Raw genomic sequence first — 14977 nt, 5'->3', positions numbered from 1 at the left:
GAACCGAAAAAGACCCCGGCGGCCACAAGGGACGCCGGGGTCTCGATGTTCAGGGCGGCGCCATCGCCGCCGGGGCAGGACGGATCAGGCGATCTCGACCAGCTCGATGTTGAAGGTCAGGTCCTTGCCCGCCAGCGGGTGGTTGGCATCGAGGGTCACCTGCTCTTCGGTCACGTCGGCCACGACGACCTGCACGGTCTGGCCGGTCGGCGTCTGCACCTGCAGCTGGGTGCCGAGGTCGAGCGGAATGTGGTCCGGAATCTCGGTGCGCGGCACGTGCTGGCGCGCTTCGTCGTGGACCGGGCCATAGGCCTCTTCCGAGGGCACCTCGACCGTCTTCTTCTCGCCCGGCTCCATGCCGGTCATCGCCTTGTCGAGGCCCGGGATGATCTGGCCGGAGCCCACGGTGAACTCCAGCGGGTCGCGGCCCTGGCTGGAGTCGAAGGTGGTGCCGTCGGCAAGGGTGCCGGTGTAATGAATGCGGACGGTGTCGCCGGATTTGACCTGCGTCATGAGTTGCTCCGTTCGTTTGGGGATTGCTTTGCGTGAATTGACGAGGCCGCAAATGGGCGGGTTCTCGTGTCGCTCTCCCAAAAGGTAGCGATCCATGTCGCCGATTGCAAACATCCGAGGAAAATTTGGGGTTCCAAGGCATCGGCCGGCGTGCCAGTCTCGCGCGCGGGAGGTTCCGCGCATGGTAATTTCAACCTGTATCTTCGATGCTTACGGCACGCTGTTCGATGTTTCGGCAGCGGCACGGTCCCTCGCGGCGCAACCCGGACAGGAGGCGCTTGCGGCGGTGCAGGGGCCGCTGGCCGAGGATTGGCGGCGCAAGCAGCTCGAATACTCCTGGCTCAGGGCGATCACCGGCGAGCACCTGCCGTTCTGGCAGGTCACGCAGGACGGGCTCGACTGGGCGATGGCCCGCCACGGTTTGACGGACCCTGTTCTGCGCGAGGACCTGCTGGCGCTCTACTGGCAGCTCGCGGCCTACCCGGAGGTGCCGGAGTTGCTGGCACGGCTGAAGGCGCAGGGGCTCGCCTGCGCGATCCTGTCGAACGGCTCGCCCGACATGCTCGGCGGGGCTGTCGAAAGCGCGGGCGTCGGCCTCTACCTCGACGCGGTGCTCTCGGTCGAGGAGGTGGGCGTCTTCAAGCCGGCGCGCGCGGTCTACGACATGGTCGGCGCACGCTTCGGCACCGATCCCTCCGAGGTGCTGTTCGTCTCGTCGAACGGCTGGGATGCCGCCGGTGCCGCCGCCTACGGCTTTCACACCGCCTGGGTGAACCGAGCCGGCCTTCCCATGGATCGTCTGCCCGGCACACCGGAGCACGTGCTCACCGACCTTTCCAGCATCCCGGAGCTTCTCTGATGCCGCGATTCACCACCTCCGACGGGCTGTCGTTGCACTACGACGACGCGGGCGCAGGCACGCCGGTGCTGTGCCTCGCGGGCCTCACGCGCGACGGGCGCGACTTCGACTACGTCGCGCCGCATCTCGACGGGGTGCGTCTGATCCGCATGGACTACCGCGGTCGCGGCCGGTCGGACTGGGGTGACCCCTCTTGCTACACCATCCCGGTAGAGGGCCGCGACGCGCTGGAACTGCTCGATCACCTCGGGCTTGACCGCGCCGCGGTGCTCGGCACCTCGCGCGGCGGGCTGATCGCCATGGTGCTGGCGGCGACCGCGAAGGACAGGCTGTCGGGCGTTGCGCTGAACGACATCGGCCCCGAGATCGCGGATGCGGGGCTCGACGTCATCAAGGGCTACCTCGGCCGCAACCCGGTCTGGAAATCCCATGACGAGGCCGTGGCGAAGCGCGCGGTCGCCATGACCGCCTTCGAAGGCGTTCCTGAAAGCCGCTGGCGCGCCGAGGTCGAGAAATTCTACCGTGAGACCGAGGCCGGGCTCGAGATCACCTACGATCCGAAGCTGCGCGACGCGGTGCTGGGCGACGGCGCGCAGCCCGCCGCCGACCTCTGGCCACTCTTCGACGCGCTGGAGGGGGTGCCGCTCTGCGCGATACGCGGGGCCAACTCGGACCTTCTGTCGGAGGGCACCTTCGCCGAGATGAAGGCGCGGCGGCCGGACATGATCGCGACCGAGGTGCCGGGGCGCGGGCATGTGCCTTTCCTCGACGAGCCCGAGGCGCTCGACGCCCTCGGGCGCTGGATCGCAGCGCTCGGCTAGTCCGGGGCGGCTTGGGTAGAAGATTTTTCTGCGAAAGATCTTAAGCGTCGCGCCCGGCCGGCAGAGGTCAGCCGGAGACCGGCTGTACGAAGACCCGCGTCGGGTGAAGCTCGCCGGCCTTGAAGACGCCCACCGCCACGGCGCGGCCGTCGAGCGAGGCCCAGGCCTCGTCGCCGTAATCCACGTCGCCGGGGATGACCATTCCGGGATTGCCGTTGCGCAGCTTTGCCGCGCCCTCGGGCGTGCATTTCAGTTCCGGCAGGTCGGCGAGCCCGACCTCGAGCGGCAGCAGCTTTTCGTCGAGCTCGGGGGTCTTGGCCAGCGCGTCGATCTGCTCGATGCCGATGCCGTCCTCGGCCTCGAACGGGCCCGACCAGATGCGGCGCAGCTCGCGCACGTGGCCGTGGCAGCCGAGCGCCTCGCCGAGATCGCGCGCGATGGAGCGCACGTAGCCGCCCTTGCCGCAGGTCATCTCGAGTTCGACGTGATCGGAATCGGGACGACCGGTCATCACCAGTTCCTCGACCCAGAGCGGGCGGGCCGCGATCTCCATCGTCTCGCCATCGCGGGCGCGCTTGTAGGCCCGCTCGCCGTCGATCTTCACCGCCGAGAACTGCGGCGGGATCTGCTCGATCTCGCCGACGAAGCGGTGCAGGGCTTCCTTGATCTCGTCATCCGAGGGACGCGCGTCGGAGGAAGCGATCACCTCGCCCTCGGCGTCGTCGGTGTTGGTCCGCTGCCCGAGGCGCACGGTGAACCGATACGCCTTGAGCGCATCGGTGACGAAGGGCACCGTCTTGGTGGCCTCGCCCAGCGCCACGGCCAGCACGCCCGTCGCGTCCGGGTCGAGCGTGCCCGCGTGTCCCGCCTTCTTTGCGGCGAGTGCCCAGCGCACCTTGTTGACCACCGACGTCGAGGTCATGCCCGCCGGTTTGTCGACGATCAGCCAGCCGGAAATGTCGCGGCCCTTCTTGCGTGCCATGCTCTGCCCTCTGCGTGATGAGGCGCGCCGGTTAGCAAGCGCGCGCCGTGCTTGTCAATCTCGTGCAATGTCGGGGGCGCGGCCCCCGTCGCCGCCTGTGCGGCGACTCCCCCGGGATATTTCGGGCCAGAAGAAGGCCGGGCGCGGCGCCCGGGGTTTCTTCTGGCATCAAATATCCCCGCCGGAGGCATCCGGCGCTGGCCAACTGCGCCGCGGCCGGGCCAGCTGCGGGTCAGTCACGCTTGCCGGCGAACCGCGCCTGCCATTCCTCGCGTTCGGTGTCGGTGATCTTGCGGAAGGTCACGTCGGGCACGGTGAAGGCGTGACCTGCGGGCAGGATCTGCAGCGCCGCCGGCACGTCGTCGGGCCAGCTGTCGTCTTGGGTGGCGAGCGCGGTCAGCAGCTGCGCCGAGGCGTCCGGGATGAACGGCGCGGAGATCACCGCGTAGAGCCGGATCAGGTTCAGCGCGAGACGGATCTGCATCGCCGCCGTTTCGGGGTCGGTCTTGAAGGTCGACCAGGGGGCCGCCTCCTGCAGGTATTCGTTGCCGAGCACCCAGGCCGCGCGCAGGGCGCTCGCGGCCTTGCGGACCTCGGCGTGGGCCATGTGTTCCTCGTACTCGCGGATCTTCGCGGTGAGGTTCTCGATCAGGGCGGTTTCGAGATCGCCGTAGGCACCGCCCTCGGGGACGACCTCGCCGAATTTCGAGCGGCAGAACTTGGTGACGCGGCTGGCGAAGTTGCCCAGCACGTCGGCGAGATCCTTGTTCACGGAGGACTGGAAGTTCTCCCAGGTGAATTCCGCGTCCGAGCTTTCCGGTGCGTGGCTCAGCAGCCACCAGCGCCAGTAGTCGGCGGGGAGGATCTCCAGCGCCTGGTCCATGAAGACGCCGCGTCCGCGCGAGGTCGAGAACTGGCCGCCGTCGTAGTTGAGGTAGTTGAACGACTTGATGTAGTCGACCAGCTTCCATGGCTCGCCGGAGCCGAGGATCGTCGCCGGGAAGGTGAGCGTGTGGAAGGGCACGTTGTCCTTGCCCATGAACTGCGTGTAGGTCACGTCGTCCGCGCCCTTGTCGGTGCGCCACCAGCGGGACCAGTCGTCGCCCTTGCCGGCATCGACCCATTCCTGCGCGCAGGCGATGTATTCGATCGGTGCGTCGAACCAGACGTAGAAGACCTTGCCTTCCATGCCGGGCCAGTCCTCTTCGCCCTTCTTCACCGGGATGCCCCAGTCGAGATCGCGGGTGATGCCGCGATCCTGCAGGCCGTCGCCGTCGTCCAGCCATTTCTTGGCGATCGAGGTGGTCAGCACCGGCCAGTCGGTCTTGCTGTCGATCCAGGCCTCGATCTCGTCCTTGATCAGGCTCTGGCACAGGTAGAGGTGCTTGGTCTCGCGCATCTCGAGGTCGGTGGCGCCCGAGATCACCGAGTGCGGGTTGATGAGATCGACCGGGTCGAGCTGCTTGGTGCAGTTGTCGCACTGGTCGCCGCGCGCATCCTCGAAGCCGCAGTTCGGGCAGGTGCCCTCGATGTAGCGGTCCGGCAGGTAGCGCCCGTCGGTGGGCGAGTACATCTGCGTCTCGGAGACCTCGCGGATCAGGCCGCGCTCGGCCAGCACGCCGGCGAAATGCTGGGTGAGCCTGTGGTTCTGAGGGCTCGAGGAGCGGCCGAAGTGATCGAAGCTGAGGCGGAAGCCCTCGGCGATCCTCGCCTGAACCTCGTGCATCTCGGCGCAGTACTCGGCGACCGGCTTGCCGGCCTTGGCGGCGGCGAGCTCGGCCGGGGTGCCGTGCTCGTCGGTCGCGCAGAGGAACAGCACCTCGTTGCCGCGCGCGCGCTGGTAGCGGGCGAAGAGGTCGGCGGGCAGCTGGCTGCCCACGAGGTTGCCGAGGTGCTTGATCCCGTTGATGTAGGGAATCGCCGAGGTGATGAGGTGCCGTGCCATGTCTCGCCCGTCTGTGGTCCGGTTTGCAGCCCCCTTAGCCGAACTCGCCGGGCGTGGCCAGTGGCACGGTGGTGCCGTTGCGGGCGGCGGCGCGAGGCTTGCTCGCGCCGTGTGGCTCGCCGGGGGCGATTCCGGCCTTGGCATCGGCGGGCGGCTCGCTAGGTTTGCGCCGAACGCATATCACGGAGACCGCGATGAAGATGAATCCGCTTGGCCGGACCGGCATGACCGTGTCCGAGCTCTGCCTCGGCACGATGACCTACGGCAACCAGACGCCTCCCGAGGATGCCCACGCGCAGATCGAGCGCGCCTTCGATGCCGGCATCAACTTCATGGACACCGCCGAGATGTATCCGGTGAACCCGGTGACTGCCGAGACCATCGGCCGGACCGAGGAGATCATCGGCGACTGGTTCGCGAAGACCGGGCGGCGGGGCGACTGGATTCTCGCCACCAAGCACACCGGCGATTCCAGGATGGTGCGCGACGGCGCGCCGATCAGCTCCGACACCATCCCCGGCGCCATCGAGGGGTCGCTGAAGCGGCTGAAGACCGATGTCATCGACCTCTACCAGTTCCACTGGCCGAACCGCGGCAGCTACCATTTCCGGCAGAACTGGACGTTCGACCCCTCGGGGCAGGACCGTGCGGCGACGGTGCAGCACATGCATGACGCGCTGGGGGCGCTTTCGCGCGAGGTCGAGCGCGGCACCATCCGCGCCTTCGGCGTGTCGAACGACAGCGCCTGGGGGACTGCGATGCTGCTGCGGATCGCCGAGGAGACCGGCGGCCCGCGCGTGGCCTCGATCCAGAACGAGTATTCGCTGCTGTGCCGGCTGGCCGACACCGACCTCGCCGAGCTGATGGTGAACGAGGACGTGGGGCTGTTGCCCTATTCGCCGCTGGCGGCGGGGCTGCTCACCGGCAAGTACCAGGGCGGGGCAGTGCCCGAGGGTTCGCGCATGGCGCTCAACGGCAATCTCGGCGGGCGCAAGTCGGAGCGTGCCTTCGAGGCAGTCGACGCCTACCTGGCCGTTGCGCAGGAGTTCGGGCTCGACCCGGTGCACATGGCGCTCGCCTGGTCGGCAAGGCGGCCCTTCGTGGCCTCGTCGATCTTCGGGGCGACGCGGCTGGATCAGCTCGAGCACGCGCTCGGGGCGGTGGAGGTCACGCTGTCGGACGAACTTTTGGCGCGGCTCGACGAGACCCATCGGGCGCATCCGATGCCCTATTGAGGGCGTGGGGGGGTGAAACCCCACCCTGCGGGCCTGGCGCGGCTGTTCGGGCGTGCGGTCGCGGTGTCCGAGGCCGGGGGGCCAGCCCCCCGGACCCCCCGAGGTATTTGGAAAGAGAAGAAGACAGGGGCGCGGCCGGACGGGCGCGCCCCTTTTCCGTGCTATTCCGCGGCGATGCCGTCGGTGAACTGCAGGCGGGCGAGCCGGGCGTAGAGGCCGCCTTCGGAGACCAGCGCATCATGCGAGCCCTGCGCCACCACCCGGCCGTGCTCCATGACGACGATGCGGTCGGCCTTCTTCACCGTGGCGAGGCGGTGCGCGACGATGATCGTCGTGCGGCCTTCGGCGAGCCGGTCGACGGCGGCCTGCACCGCGCGTTCGCTTTCGGCATCGAGCGCCGAGGTGGCTTCGTCGAGCAGCAGGACCGGTGCGTCGCGCAGGATCGCGCGGGCGATGGCCACGCGCTGCTTCTGGCCGCCCGACAGCATCACGCCGCGCTCGCCGAGCCAAGTGTCGTAGCCGTCAGGCAGGGCTTCGATGAAGTCATGCGCGGCGGCGGCCCTTGCCGCGGCCTCGATCTCGGCGTCGCTGGCGTCGGGGCGGCCGAAGCGAATGTTCTCGCGCGCGGAGGCGGCGAAGATCACCGGGTCCTGCGGCACCAGGGCGATGTGCTTGCGGAAGGCGTCGCGGGCCATCTCGGAGAGCGGCACGCCGTCGAGCGTGATAGTGCCGGCGTCGGGGTCGTAGAAGCGCTGGATGAGCTGCACGATGGTGGTCTTGCCGGCGCCGGAGGGGCCGACCAGCGCCACCGTCTCGCCGGGGCGGATGTCGAGGCTGACGTCGTCGAGCGCCGAGACGCCGGGCCGCGAGGGGTAGGCGAAGCTCACGTGGTCGAGCGCGATCTCGCCGCGCACCGGGGCGGGCAGGGCGCGCGGCTCGGCCGGGTCCTGCACCGCGTCGGTGACCTCGAGGAGCTCGACCAGGCGCTCGGTGGCGCCGGCGGCGCGCTGCAGTTCGCCGAAGATCTCGGACAGCGCGGCCACGGCACCCGCGACCATCACCGAGTAGATCACGAACTGCACCAGCGCGCCCGCGCTCATGTCGCCGGCGCGCACGTCCCAGGCGCCCATCCAGAGCACGCCGACGATGCCGGTGAACACCAGGAAGATGACGATCGCGGTCATCAGCGCCCGGGTCCAGACGCGGCGGCGGGCGGCGTCGAAGCTCTTCTCGGTGACCTCGCCGAAGGCGTTGCGCGAGATGTCCTCGTGGGTGAAGGCCTGCACGGTCTGCACCGCCGTCAGTGCCTCGGCGGCATTGCCGGAGGAGGCGGCGATCCAGTCCTGGTTCTCGCGCGAGAGCTTGCGCAGGCGTCGACCGAGCGTGAGGATCGGCACGATCACCACGGGTACGAGCAGCAGCACCAGCCCGGTGAGCTTGGCCGAGGTGAGCAACATGAGCCCGAGCCCGCCCACGAAGATCAGCACGTTGCGCAGCGCGATCGAGATCGACGAGCCGATGACCGACAGGATCAGCGTGGTGTCGGTGGTGATGCGGCTCAGCACCTCGCCGGTCATGATGCGTTCGTAGAACACCGGCGACAGCCCGATGACGCGTCCGAACACCGCCTTGCGGATGTCGGCCACGACCCGCTCGCCCAGCCGGGTGACCAGCGCGTAGCGCATCGCCGTGCCGATGGCGAGCAGCCCGGCGATTCCCAGCGCGGCGAGGAAGTACTTGTCGAGCAGCGCGCCGTCCTCGGTGCCGAAGTTGTCGACCACGCGGCGCACCGCCATGGGCAGGGCCAGCGAGACCGCCGAGGTCGCGATGAGCGCGAGGATCGCGGCGACCATGAGCCCCTTGTAGGGCGTCAGGAACGGTCTCAGGGCGCCGAGCGAACCGAGCTTGCGCGATTTCTCGCGGTCGTCGGCCACCGCGGATGCGGGGTTTCCGTGTGCCATTGCTCCTCCTGTTCAGCGCCGGGGTGTTTTGCCACGACAGGCGCAGGAATCAAGCCGTCGCGTCGTCACAGGTCGTTTTCCCCGCATGTGATGCAGCGGCGGCCCGGTGGCCGGGAGCGGCGCAACGGACCGTTTCTTTCGCCGGACCGACGGCGTAGTCTCGGGGCGAGGCAGATCAATCGAAAGACAGGAGAAAACGATGCGGGCAAACGTCTTGAAGGCGCTGGCACTGGGCGTTCTGGTGGCAGGCTGCGGGAGCGCACCCGACGCCGTCGGCGGGGGCGACCGCTACGAGGTCCACGGCGTCGACGAGGGCGACATGCTGAAGCTGCGCGGCGGGCCGGGAACCGGTTTCGACGTCTACGTCGGGCTTCCGAACGGCACGGTGGTGCGCGTGAACGAGTGCACGCAGACCGGCGGCACCCGCTGGTGCGAAGTGTCGCTCGATCGGGCGCGGGGGCTGACGGGCTGGGCGTCGTGGGCCTACCTGCGCGAACTCTGAGCCGGCGCTGAGGCAGTGGCGCAAAGCGTTTCGCACGCTGCGCGACGCCGGGATCGAAGAGGTCGTGCGGGGAGTGCCCCCGGCCTCTCGCCGGCCGATCTCAAGCCATCTTCGCGACACTTGCCGGGGAGGTGGCATGGCGCCCCAAATCCGGAGGGGTCGTGCGGGCCGGGTAGCGTGCGCGACGCCCCGCGAGAGCGCGTCTTGCAGCTTTGAGAGAGGCTTGGGAAGGCATCGTCCTTGACCCCGCCGTGTCGGCTGCGCTGCGAGACATGGTGAGGTTTTTCATGTCGTCGATTGAGCTGTGAGGCGCCACAACGCGAGATGCGGTGGGGATGAATGACGAAGTTCGTCATCTCCACCGTCAAAGACGTGGGGATTCCGGTCCACACCAGAGAAGGCTGGATCGCGCTTGCCTCGAAACCGGATTTTGAAGTGGGGGAAGTTTGGTAGCGGAGGAGGGACTTGAACCCCCGACACGCGGATTATGATTCCGCTGCTCTAACCAACTGAGCTACTCCGCCAAACCGTGCGGGGTCATTAAGGCCCCAGCCGCACAGCGTCAAGACGAAATTTCCCCTTTTTCGCCGGTCTTCATCAGGGCCGCTGCACGGGGGCGCGAAACGCCCGCCAAGGGGCTCATTTCACGATGGTTTCGTCCCGCACGAACATGTTCGCCCAGGCCCGGTCGATCAGGTCGGGCGTCATCCGGTAGGGCCAGCCTTCGAAGTCACAGACGGCGATCATCTGGTCGATCAGGAACACCGGCTGGTAGTTGGCGTAGACGTTGCCGATGGTGGGATACTTGGTCTTGAGAAGATGCACGAGCGAGGCCTCGTCGAGCTCCATCTTCTTCTTGCGTGCGACCAGCGCGAAGATCTTCAGGAAATCCTGCTGGTTCGGGCCGTCGATCTTGATCTTGAAGAAGATCCGGCGCAGTGCCGCCTGGTCGAAGATCTCGTTCGGATGGAAGTTGGTCGAGAAGATCACCAACGTGTCGAAGGGCACCTCGAACTTCTCGCCCGATTGCAGCGCCAGGATGTCCTTCGATTCCTCCAGCGGCACGATCCAGCGGTTCACCAGCTTCTGCGGCGGTTCGGACTGGCGGCCGAGGTCGTCGACGATGAAGATGCCTCCGGTCGACTTGAGCTGCAGCGGCGCCTGGTAGGTGCGCGCGGTCGGGTTGTAGACGAGATCGAGCATGTCGAGCGTCAGCTCGCCGCCTGTCACGACGGTGGGGCGCTCGCACAGCACGTAGCGCGTGTCGAACCGGTTGCTGCGGCGCAGGCGCGAGGGGTCGTCCTCGGCGGTTTCGGCGGCGGAATGCACGATCGGGTCGTAGACCGAGATCACCTGGCCGGAATACTCGATCGCGCGGGGCACGTAGATCTTGTCGCCCATCGCGTCGCGGATGCCGTTCGAGATCGACGACTTGCCGTTGCCCGGCGGCCCGTACATCAGGATCGACCGGCCCGAGCTGACGGCGGGCCCGAGGTGCGAGATCAGGTTCTCGGGCAGCACGAGGTGGCCCATCGCGCCGAGCAGCTGGTCGCGGCCGATCTGGATGTTGCGGATCGACTGCCGCTCGACCTGCTCGCGGTAGACGTGCAGCGGCACCGGCATCGCGCCGAAGTATTCCGACTGCGCCAGCGCGTCGAGCGCGCGGGCCTTTCCGGAATCGGTCAGCTGGTAGGACATCTCGGTGCCCGCGCTGGCGCTGAGCGTGCCCATCGCTTCCAGCAGGCTCTGCGAGCGGGCAAGGTCGATCAGCTCCTGCGTGGTGCCGATGGGCAGGCAGATGGCGCGGGCAAGCGCGGTCACCGTGTTCGCGTTCTTGCGGAAGATCGTCTTGAGCGCGATGTCGCGCATGAAGATGCGCGGCAGGTTCATGTCGTCCAGCCGCTTCGGCGGCGGCGGCGCCATGACGGCGCTGGATGCCATGTTCATCTCGGGGAGCCCCACGTCCTGTCTGTTTCACGAAAGGAAACAACAGCTTTGTGGCGAGACATTGGCCGCGCTTGGGAAAAGGCGCGACGCTGCCCGTCGCGGGCGCCCCGGCAAGGCGCCGGGGCAGGGGAGGGCTCAGGCCTTGCGGCTCAGGAGGTCGACGCCGAGCGTGGTCAGCACCTTTTCCTCGATCTTCGCGGCATCCAGGCCGGCCGAGGCATACATGTCGGCGGGGCTGGCGTGGTCGATGAAGGTGTCGGGCAGCACCATCGAGCGGAACTTCAGCCCGTGGTCGAAGACGCCCTCGTCGGCGAGAAGCTGCGCCACGTGGCTGCCGAAGCCGCCGACGGCGCCTTCCTCGATGGTGATGAGCGCCTCGTGCTCTGCGGCGAGCTTCAGGATCAGGTCACGGTCGAGCGGCTTGGCGAAGCGGGCGTCGGCCACCGTCGGGTGGATGCCGCGCGCCGAGAGCCGTTCGCAGGCGTCCATGACCTCGGAGAGGCGCGTGCCGAAGCTCAGGATCGCGGCGCCCGAGCCCTCGCGGATCATCCGGCCCTTGCCGATCTCGAGCACCTCGCCCTTTTCCGGCATCTCGACCCCGGTGCCCTCGCCGCGCGGGTAGCGGAAGGCGATGGGTCCCTCGTCATGCGCGGCGGCGGTGGCCACCATGTGCTTCAGCTCGGCCTCGTCGGCGGCGGCCATGACCACCATGCCCGGCAGGTTGGCCATGAAGGAAATATCGTAGCTGCCCGCATGGGTGGCGCCGTCGGCACCCACCAGCCCGGCGCGGTCGATGGCGAAGCGCACCGGCAGCCGCTGGATCGCGACGTCATGCACGATCTGGTCGTAACCGCGCTGCAGGAACGTCGAATACATCGCGCAGAAGGGCTTCATCCCGCCGGCGGCGAGGCCCGCGGAGAAGGTCACGCCATGCTGCTCGGCGATGCCCACGTCGAAGACGCGGTCGGGGTAGCGCTCGGCCATGAGGTCGAGCCCGGTGCCGTCGGGCATCGCCGCGGTGACGGCGCAGACCCGCGAATCCTCGGAGGCGATGCGGGTCAGCTCGCGGGCGAAGACCTTGGTGTAGGCCGGCGCGTTCGACGGCGCCTTCTTCTGCTCACCGGTGGCGACGTCGAACTTGGCGCGGGCGTGGCCCTTGTCGGGTGAGCCCTCGGCGGGCGCGTAGCCCTTGCCCTTGGTCGTGACCGCGTGGATCAGGATCGGCCCGGTGGCGCGGGCCTTCACCGTGCGCAGGATCGGCAGCAGGTGATGCAGGTCATGCCCGTCGATGGGGCCGATGTAGTCGAAGCCCAGCTCTTCGAAGAGCGTGCCGCCGATTGTCATCGTCTTGAGCACTTCCTTGGCGCGCTTGGCACCTTCGCGGAAGGGCGGGGGCAGCAGCGAGACCGCGCCCTTGGCGGCAGCCTTGAGATCCTGGAAGGGCGCCTCGGCGTAGAGGCGCGACAGGTAGGACGACATCGCGCCGGTGGGCGGCGCGATGGACATCTCGTTGTCGTTCAGGATCACGATCAGCCGCTTGCCGAGGTGGCCGGCGTTGTTCATCGCCTCGTAGGCCATGCCGGCGGACATCGCCCCGTCGCCGATCACCGCGATGGCATCGCCCGCGCCGGTGTCGCAGACGCCGCCCAGCTCGCGTGCCATGGCAAAGCCGAGCGCTGCCGAGATCGAGGTCGAGCTGTGGCCCGCGCCGAACGGATCGTAGGGCGACTCCGAGCGCTTGGTGAAGCCCGAGAGCCCGTCCTTCTGGCGGATCGTGGTCATCCGGGCGCGGCGCCCGGTCAGGATCTTGTGCGGGTAGGCCTGGTGGCTCACGTCCCAGACGATCTTGTCGCGCGGCGCATCGAAGACCGCGTGCAGCGCCACGGTCAGCTCCACCACGCCGAGACCCGCGCCGAGATGGCCGCCGGTCTGCGAAACCGAGGCGATGGTCTCGGCGCGCAGCTCGTGCGCCAGCTCCTCGAGCTCTGCATCGGAAAATCGCTTGATGTCGGCGGGCGTGGTGACCCGGTCGAGCAGCGGCGTGTGGGGCTTGTGAGCCATGACGTCCCTCGGCACTCAGTTCCGGCGGGAGATAACGAAGCGGGCGGCCTCCCGCAAGGTATCGGCCCGCGCACCATATGGAGATAGAGCGTCGCAGGCCTCTGTCACAAGGATTTCGGCCCGGCTTTTCGCGGTGTCGAGGCCGAGAAGCGAGACAAATGTCGCCTTGCCGCGGCCTGCGTCCTTGCCGACGGCCTTGCCCACCGTCTCGGCGTCGCCCTCGATGTCGAGGATGTCGTCGGCGATCTGGAACGCCAGCCCCAGCCGGTCGGCATAGGCGGTCAGCGGCCCGAGGTCGGCCTCGGCCAGACGCGCGCCGGCCTGCGCCGACCAGGTGATCAGCGCGCCGGTCTTGCCGGCCTGAAGCTCGGTGATCTCGTTAAGCGTGAGCGGCCTGTCGGTGGTCTCGGCGGCCATGTCGAGCGCCTGCCCGTAGACCATGCCGCGCCCGCCCGCGGCCTGCGCGAGACTGAGCGCGAGGTCGGCGCGCACCCCGGCGCTGTCGTGACAGCGCGGGTCGGCGACCATCTCGAAGCCCAGCGCCTGCAGCGCGTCGCCCGCCAGCACCGCGGTGGCCTCGTCCCACTTGCGGTGCACCGTGGGCTGGCCCCGGCGCAGGTCGTCGTCGTCCATGCAGGGCAGGTCGTCATGCACGAGGCTGTAGGCGTGGATCGCCTCGATCGCGCAGGCGGGCCAGAGGGCGCGGTCGCGCGCCACGTCGTGCAGCCGCGCGCTTTCCAGCACCAGCCAGCCCCGCAGGCCCTTGCCGCCGCCCACCGCGTAGCGCATCGCGTGGCTCACGGGCAGGTCGGCGAAGCGGCCCAGCACCATGTCGAAATGGTCGGCGACGGCGCGGCCGCCGGCCTCGAGACTGTCACGGAACATGAAGGGTCAGAGCCCCTCGACGGGCTTGATGCCGGTGGGCTCGCCCTCGGCGTCCACCTGGATCGCGGCGACCTTTTCCTCGGCGCTCTTCAGCTTGGCCTCGCAGTGGCTCTTCAGCTCGGCGCCCCGCTTGTAGAGGTCGATGGATTGCTCGAGCGGCACGTCGCCACGTTCGAGCTGGCCCACAACCTGCTCGAGCTCGGCCATCGCCTGCTCGAAACTCATTTCCGCGACCGGCGTTTCGCTCATTTTCCTGCCTCGATCAGTTCGTACACATGGGCCCGGGCCGCAGCCGCGAGCGCAGCCAGATCATAGCCGCCTTCCAGCAGGGAGACCACCCGCCCGCCGCATTGATCGGCGGCGATCCGGCACAGTTCGCGGGTGAGCCAGCGGAAATCCTCGGTCTCCCACGCGAGCTGCGCGAGCGGATCCTCGCGGTGGGCGTCGAAGCCGGCCGACAGGATCAGCAGGTCGGGGCGGAAGTCGTGCAAACGGGGGAAGGCCTGCTCGATGTAGGCCGCGCGCATCGAGGCGCTGTCGCTGCCGGGGGCCAGCGGCAGGTTCAGCACGTTGTCATGCGCGCCGCGTTCCGAGGCGGCGCCGGTGCCGGGCCAGAGCGGCGACTGCTGGGACGAGATGAACAGCGTGCGCGGCTCGTCCCAGAGCAGATCCTGCGTGCCGTTGCCGTGATGGACGTCGAAATCCACCACCGCGACGCGCTCGAGCCCGTGGTGGTCGAGCGCGTGTTTCGCCGCGATGGCCGCGTTGCCGAACAGGCAGAACCCCATGGGCGTCTCGCGTTCGGCATGGTGGCCGGGCGGGCGGGTCGCGCAGAAGGCGTTCGACGCCTCTCCGGAAAGCACCGCGTCGACGGCGCGAATCGCGGCGCCCACGCCACGGCGGGCGGCGTTCATCGAGCCGGGGGACATCCAGGTGTCGGAATCGAGCGCCGTTTCGCCCTCGGCCGGCGCGGCGGCTGCGATCCGGTCGATGTAGCTCTGCGGGTGCGCGCGGGTCAGGTCGCGGTCCTCGGCCACCGGCGCGCCGATGCGGAGCAGGTCGAACGGTTCGAGCGCGTGCAGCACGTGGTCCAGCCGCGCCACCTGTTCGGGGTGTCCCTCTGGGGTGACGTGGCCGAGGCAGTCGGCATGGGTGAGCAGGGCTGTGGTCATGGCGGAGCCTCTCTTGCGTCGCTTCGGGACAGGAAAACCGGACGGGCCGGGTGGGGCAAGGCGGGCAGAGGTCGGTCTCCCGCGCGTCATGCCG

The 14977-nt window shown here is 68.6% G+C and carries 13 protein-coding genes and 1 tRNA gene; 4 read left to right on the top strand and 10 right to left on the bottom strand.

Annotation, left to right across the window (positions count from 1 at the left end; genetic code table 11):
• Positions 1-84: 84 nt before the first annotated feature.
• Positions 85-513, bottom strand: coding sequence for an FKBP-type peptidyl-prolyl cis-trans isomerase (locus D6860_RS05380; protein ID WP_017468439.1), 429 nt, complete (start codon positions 511-513; stop codon positions 85-87).
• A gap of 181 nt (positions 514-694) precedes the next feature.
• On the opposite strand from D6860_RS05380, the gene D6860_RS05375 reads away from it, so the two are divergent.
• Both D6860_RS05375 and D6860_RS05370 read left to right on the top strand, forming a co-directional pair.
• Positions 695-1372, top strand: coding sequence for a haloacid dehalogenase type II (locus D6860_RS05375; protein WP_017468438.1), 678 nt, complete (start codon positions 695-697; stop codon positions 1370-1372).
• Positions 1372-2193, top strand: coding sequence for an alpha/beta fold hydrolase (locus tag D6860_RS05370; RefSeq protein WP_076622482.1), 822 nt, complete (start codon positions 1372-1374; stop codon positions 2191-2193). Before D6860_RS05375 ends, D6860_RS05370 begins: the two co-directional genes overlap by 1 nt.
• A 67-nt stretch (positions 2194-2260) precedes the next feature.
• Here D6860_RS05370 and truB read toward each other — a convergent pair whose 3' ends face one another.
• Both truB and metG read right to left on the bottom strand, forming a co-directional pair.
• On the bottom strand, positions 2261-3175 hold the full coding sequence (gene truB, locus D6860_RS05365) for a tRNA pseudouridine(55) synthase TruB (protein WP_076622481.1): 915 nt from the start codon (positions 3173-3175) through the stop codon (positions 2261-2263).
• A 232-nt stretch (positions 3176-3407) separates the two neighbouring features.
• Positions 3408-5120 (bottom strand): methionine--tRNA ligase, encoded by a 1713-nt coding sequence (gene metG, locus D6860_RS05360; RefSeq protein ID WP_076622480.1) that lies wholly within the window; start codon positions 5118-5120, stop codon positions 3408-3410.
• A gap of 194 nt (positions 5121-5314) precedes the next feature.
• Here metG and D6860_RS05355 point away from each other — a divergent pair, with 194 nt between their 5' ends.
• Positions 5315-6355 (top strand): aldo/keto reductase, encoded by a 1041-nt coding sequence (locus D6860_RS05355; protein WP_076622479.1) that lies wholly within the window; start codon positions 5315-5317, stop codon positions 6353-6355.
• Positions 6356-6516: 161 nt separating this feature from the next.
• Here D6860_RS05355 and D6860_RS05350 read toward each other — a convergent pair whose 3' ends face one another.
• Positions 6517-8316 (bottom strand): ABC transporter transmembrane domain-containing protein, encoded by a 1800-nt coding sequence (locus D6860_RS05350; RefSeq protein WP_076622478.1) that lies wholly within the window; start codon positions 8314-8316, stop codon positions 6517-6519.
• 199 nt (positions 8317-8515) lie between these two features.
• On the opposite strand from D6860_RS05350, the gene D6860_RS05345 reads away from it, so the two are divergent.
• The gene (locus tag D6860_RS05345) at positions 8516-8818 is read left to right on the top strand and encodes an SH3 domain-containing protein (RefSeq protein WP_017468945.1); all 303 of its coding nucleotides are present in this window, start codon (positions 8516-8518) and stop codon (positions 8816-8818) included.
• A gap of 447 nt (positions 8819-9265) precedes the next feature.
• Here D6860_RS05345 and D6860_RS05340 read toward each other — a convergent pair.
• The 6 genes from D6860_RS05340 to D6860_RS05315 form a co-directional block, all read right to left on the bottom strand.
• Positions 9266-9342: transfer RNA gene (locus D6860_RS05340), tRNA-Met, on the bottom strand.
• 115 nt (positions 9343-9457) lie between these two features.
• Complete coding sequence (locus D6860_RS05335; RefSeq protein WP_076622477.1) at positions 9458-10765, bottom strand: P-loop NTPase family protein; 1308 nt, start codon at positions 10763-10765, stop codon at positions 9458-9460.
• Between the two features lie 135 nt (positions 10766-10900).
• Positions 10901-12826 (bottom strand): 1-deoxy-D-xylulose-5-phosphate synthase, encoded by a 1926-nt coding sequence (gene dxs, locus D6860_RS05330; protein ID WP_076622476.1) that lies wholly within the window; start codon positions 12824-12826, stop codon positions 10901-10903.
• 15 nt (positions 12827-12841) lie between these two features.
• Complete coding sequence (locus tag D6860_RS05325) at positions 12842-13711, bottom strand: polyprenyl synthetase family protein (protein WP_076622475.1); 870 nt, start codon at positions 13709-13711, stop codon at positions 12842-12844.
• A 6-nt stretch (positions 13712-13717) separates the two neighbouring features.
• Positions 13718-13960, bottom strand: a complete 243-nt coding sequence (locus D6860_RS05320) for an exodeoxyribonuclease VII small subunit (protein WP_017469979.1) — start codon at positions 13958-13960, stop codon at positions 13718-13720.
• Positions 13957-14883, bottom strand: a complete 927-nt coding sequence (locus D6860_RS05315) for a histone deacetylase family protein (protein WP_076622474.1) — start codon at positions 14881-14883, stop codon at positions 13957-13959. Before D6860_RS05315 ends, D6860_RS05320 begins: the two co-directional genes overlap by 4 nt.
• Positions 14884-14977 lie beyond the last annotated feature (94 nt).

The organism is Salipiger sp. D13 (assembly GCF_003703915.1).
In the GTDB taxonomy this organism is placed as follows: domain Bacteria; phylum Pseudomonadota; class Alphaproteobacteria; order Rhodobacterales; family Rhodobacteraceae; genus Salipiger; species Salipiger profundus.
This window is presented reverse-complemented; position numbering and strand designations above follow the sequence as displayed.